3 protein-coding genes are annotated in these 4220 nt (G+C 45.9%); all 3 read left to right on the top strand.

Annotation, left to right across the window (positions count from 1 at the left end; translation table 11 throughout):
* Nucleotides 1–447 (top strand): PD-(D/E)XK nuclease domain-containing protein (locus tag DWY79_RS22200; protein WP_199705276.1); only part of this gene is annotated, 447 nt, incomplete at its 5' end.
* A 589-nt stretch (nt 448–1036) separates the two neighbouring features.
* Complete coding sequence (locus DWY79_RS22195) at nt 1037–3367, top strand: DUF4906 domain-containing protein (RefSeq protein ID WP_233564036.1); 2331 nt, start codon at nt 1037–1039, stop codon at nt 3365–3367.
* A gap of 143 nt (nt 3368–3510) precedes the next feature.
* Nucleotides 3511–4220, top strand: a 710-nt coding sequence (locus DWY79_RS22190) for an AAA family ATPase (RefSeq protein WP_158593859.1), incomplete at its 3' end; no start/stop codon positions are given.

Raw genomic sequence — 4220 nt, 5'->3', positions numbered from 1 at the left:
CCGGTGAAGAACGACCGCTTGGAGATGATGCTGCAGGCTTTGGACGAGAACGATATCGAGGCGTTCGAGGAGATCTTGAATGAGTTCGTTGTAAATACGCTCTCCTATTACGACACGAACGGCCGTGATCCGGAGAAGGTCTACCAAGCTTTCTTGTTGGGAATGCTGGTAAGTCACGGCTCGTATAAGGTGAGCAGCAACCGTGAGTCCGGTTTAGGCAGATATGACATCTTGATGTGCCCTGTTGACGTTAGCCGCCGTGGATATATCATGGAGCTGAAACGCCTTCGAATGAGCAGCACGGTCGAGACGACGTTGGATACGGCTTTGCAGCAAATAAAAGACAAGCGATACGCCGCCACGCTCCATGCGGCCGGTGTGCGTGATATTCTGGAGATGGCCATCACCTTCGATGGCAAGCGTGTGTGGGTGAAGACCTCCGAGTAAAATAACACTCCTTATCCTTATTAATCCCGTCATGCGATGATATAATTGTTGTCGCATGCGTGAAGTTACACGGTACCCCCGTCGGGTATCGTGCGGTTTCGTGCGTGCCTTTCCGGACAGTAAGTCCGAAATGTTAAATGAGTAGTGATTTGTAAAGAGACAAAAAGCGAAATGCATGAAAATGGAAAAAAGGAAATAAAATGGAAGATATTGAGAATGAGGGGATGAGAGAAAAAAAATTGTCTCTTTCTTACGCAGAAAGAGACAACTTTCAGAATGACGGATAAATATCCGTTTTCGGGTGTAAAAGTAGCTCAAATTGCTGATAAAGGCAAGGTGAGTGCTTAAATCTTTTATCAAAATTAAAAAAGACAAACAATAGCGAGCCGTCAAGCGTGACGTGCCTTGTCCTATTAACATTTTCAAGGGCTTGAAAAACAGCGGATAAAGAGCGATTTCTCTTTATTGTCTCTTTCTGCGTAAGAAAGAGACAGCGTGTTTGAAGCAAAAAAATGTGAAATGTAGTAGTGAAAAAGCACGTGCAGGTATGGAGGAAATAGGAATAAAATTACAAAAAGCAGTATTGATCATGATGTCAATAGTATCAATGTCAGGAATGTCAAGTTGTGAGGATCGTCTCGATTCACCCCGCCCGTCTACGGGTGGAGGCAAGGCGGTAGAGGTATCCTTATGCGTGGGGCTCGCCGATGAGGAAGACGCGGTTGGTGGGACCAAAACGATCACGGTTCCGGATGATCCGTTGGCTACTGCCAGACCAGATAAGTTATATGGCTTGGAAGTTTGGCAATATGACCGGAGTGGTAGCTTTGTGGCGGGAAAAGGAGCAAGTCTTGGGGATGTGGCTATCGGTTCTTCTTTCAGTGTAACCTTAACAGCCATGGACGATTGCCAATTATTGATCATAGCACGTGGTTATGGTAGTTCTAATTATACGGTTGGCTCCTTAAAGGATAAAAGTCTTTCCTCCGTTCAAGGTACGACAGCGCCTGCCTCCACGATTGAAGGAATAACAACGGAAGGCGGCGTTAACGCGATGCCCTATATTCTTCATTTACCTTATGTGAACGTAACGGAAGATGGCCGGATTGAGAGTCCCGAGGGCTCGGATATTCGTATCCTCTTGCGCCGCTTGGCTACCCGGCTTACGGTGGCATGGGAGAATCTACCCGATAATACCGGTTACGATTTGAGACAGGTCATGCTTCAAAGTATTCCCGTAGAGTATAAATTATTACCGGACAATAAGGACTCATACCCATCCCCATTAGACCAGTATAGGACGATACAGGTATCAAATGTGACAAACAAGGGCCAATACACCTGTTGGGCCCCGGCGGTGGTACGTGAGGAGAGTGCGAACGCTACCTCCGACTATTACCGTACGAAAGCGAACGCCCCCAAAGGAAGCGCCTATGCGACTTTTATCTCCCAGCATAAGACCGATAATAAAAAGAAACTGAACTATCGGGTCTATTTGGGGGGTAACTCCAGTAAGGATTTTAGTTTACGTGATAATACGAACTATATATATAAGGTAACGATGGATCATACATCACTTCCGGTAGACGATAAACGTATCACGATAATCGACCCAATCTTGGCATCAGAGAATAACAACAACCTAGTCCCGACGGCGAACTGCTTCATGGTTGTCCCGGGTGGTGCCTTCTGCTTCAATCCCTATACCTATTATGTTAATGGCGTTTCTAAGGATAATACGCTATTGCGAGGTTGGTGCGGTCTTTCCGGTTCTACGCTCTCTTCCCCGATAAAGTCCGTGAAAGTATTGTGGCAGACCTTGGAGGATGGTGACTTGGGAGACCCAGTTTTAGGTGTCGTGACTAAATATGCCCCGCAAACCACGGAAGACGACCATACGAATATCGTGGAACTAAAGAATGGTGAAAGTTTGACTGACGCCCGTATCTATTGTCGTGTCGCCACGAATACGGTGGGAGGTAGCGGTATGATAGCCGCTTACGATGGTGATAACGGGACGGGCAATATCCTTTGGAGCTGGCATATCTGGGTAACGGATTATAGTCCTTCCGCTACGGCGAACGAATCCGTGGATGATGAGAATAAGCGAGTCCAGAAATACACTTATGGAAATAAAACACAATATCCTATGATGGATAGAAATTTAGGTGCGATGGCTGGTTATACGATCGCTCCTTCTGATAAGTTGGAGCGTTCCAAGACGAATGGTTTTCATTATCAATGGGGAAGGAAGGACCCGTTTCCGAGTACCTATTCCTCAAAATCTCCGACATCTATCGTGGTTAATAGCGGTCAACTTACTCCGGGTATGTTGAATCTATATCAGCCGGATGGTGTCTCTTACTTTATCAGAAAGAATGTGACCAGTCTATATACTATTTTGCAAGCTTTTCAAAACCCGACTGTAATTGCTGCATCAGGGGCCACTTGGTCTAATCAATGCACGCGGGATCTATGGAACGATTCTCAAGACAACAAAACAGTATACGATCCATGTCCGGCAGGTTGGCGTGTGGCTAGTAAGGTTAATTATCTGCCTTTTTTTACGAATTCATCTTATACGGAATCTAATGATGATGTCCAAGCAATGAATTTGGCTAATTCTTCTAGTTTGGAAAGGGATGGAGGCGCTGTCTTATACTTTGAGGATCAATCTTCCGGTGGTAGTACTTATATTCGTTTTACAGGATATCAGGAGTATGCGAATGCTTTCAATTACATCAATGGAATGGGTAATTTATGGTGTAGAGAGGGTAAAGCAGGGGATGTGGGGCATAAGTACGCTTTTTCGATTGTTTTACCCGGTAAAGTAGGTTTTGCGAACAAGGGATTGCGTTGTATCTCGGGTGAATGGACTCCTCGTGACGCGCATCCGCTCCGATGTATTCAAGATCGATAAGATCATAAGGCTTCCCCTCGTGCCTTGCCGCAAACGCTAGGGGAAACGTTCTTTGACATGATGAGATTAATAAGGAAAAGTGATAATCGCTGTTGTCATATAAATTGTTATATTTGTATTCACAACTCAAAATAGTGATACTTATGGAAACGAGAAGAATACCGATCGGCATCAGCGATTACAAGAAAATGATAGATGAGGGCTATTACTATGTGGATAAGACCGATTTTATCCGTCAGATAATAGAAGAAGGCGCTTTGATCACGTTGTTGCCCCGTCCGCGTCGCTTCGGCAAGACGCTGAACCTTTCGATGCTGCGGTACTTCTTCGAGAAGACGGATGGTAACGTGTTCCGCCCGTTGTTCGACGGCAAGCGTATCCGGGAGTGGAAGGATTTCGATAAGCATCAAGGTCAATACCCTGTGATCATGTTGACGTTGAAGGACTGCAAGGCGGATACGTTCGAGGACACGTTGGTCAGGATAGGCTATGAGTTGAAAAACGAGTTTACTCGCCATGCTTATTTGATCGATTCTCCCAAGATGCGGCCTAATTACTTGGATGACTTTATGGCACTTTATGAGGGCAAGGCTTCCCGGGGACAATTAGAGGGTTCCATCAGCTTGCTATCCGAACTGTTGACGCTCCATTGGGGCATGCCCCCTCTGGTGTTGCTCGATGAGTATGATACTCCGATCCATGTGGCTTTCGACAAGGGCTTTTATGATCGGATGATCGTCTTCATGCGCAACTTCATGTCGATGGTCTTCAAGGACAATACGTCTATCTTCCGCGGTGTAATCACGGGTATCCTCCGTGTAAGCAAGGAGTCGATCTTTAGCGGGCTGAACAA

Origin of the sequence: Parabacteroides sp. AF27-14, from assembly GCF_003635425.1 — a bacterium.
Taxonomy (GTDB): Bacteria; Bacteroidota; Bacteroidia; order Bacteroidales; family Tannerellaceae; genus Parabacteroides; species Parabacteroides distasonis.
This window is presented reverse-complemented; position numbering and strand designations above follow the sequence as displayed.

Coding starts and splice junctions, on each gene's coding strand:
- DWY79_RS22195 (WP_233564036.1), top strand. CDS start 1,037: ATGATGTCAATAGTATCAATGTCAGGAATGTCAAGTTGTGAGGATCGT.